The organism is Pseudomonas sp. UBA3153 (assembly GCF_002364635.1).
In the GTDB taxonomy this organism is placed as follows: Bacteria; Pseudomonadota; Gammaproteobacteria; order Pseudomonadales; family Pseudomonadaceae; genus Pseudomonas_O; species Pseudomonas_O kuykendallii.
Map to the genome: position 1 here is coordinate 1 of NZ_DEYR01000012.1, position 494 is coordinate 494.

The 494-nt window shown below is 68.6% G+C and carries 1 protein-coding gene; it reads right to left on the reverse strand.

All coding sequences use genetic code 11. From position 1 onward, the window contains the following. Nucleotides 1-194: 194 nt before the first annotated feature. On the reverse strand, nucleotides 195-494 hold a 300-nt coding region (locus B2X67_RS02855), incomplete at its 5' end, for an NAD(P)-dependent oxidoreductase (protein ID WP_286784545.1).

Below are 494 nucleotides of genomic sequence, written 5' to 3' on the forward strand. Positions count from 1 at the left end.
GGGCCGGGCGGGCCGGCGAACACCGGCACGGCGAGCACCAACGACAGCAGGCCGACGAGACCGGCACGCATCAGAGTGGAAGACATCTGGCACCTCCTGAACGAACGCAAGCGCACCTTGCGCCGGCGAATTATCTCGCGGGCGCAGGTACGCTGCTGTCAGTGCCAGGTAAGGCCTGGGTAAATCCGCGCCGGTCAGAGCTCGACCGGGTATGCCGGTTCGCGGCCGTCGAGCACCGCGATCAGGTTGTCCGCCGCGGTGCGCGCCATCAGCTCGCGCGCTTCGTGGGTCGCCGAGCCGATGTGCGGCAGCGCCACCAGGTTGGGCAGTGCCAACAGCGGCGAGTCGCCCGGCAGCGGCTCCTTCTGGAACACGTCGAGGCCGGCGCCACGGAATTTTCCGGCCTTGAGCGCGGCGACCAGCGCGGTTTCATCCACCACCGGGCCACGGGCGATGTTGATGAAGATCGCCTCCTTGCGCAGCAGGCCGAACTC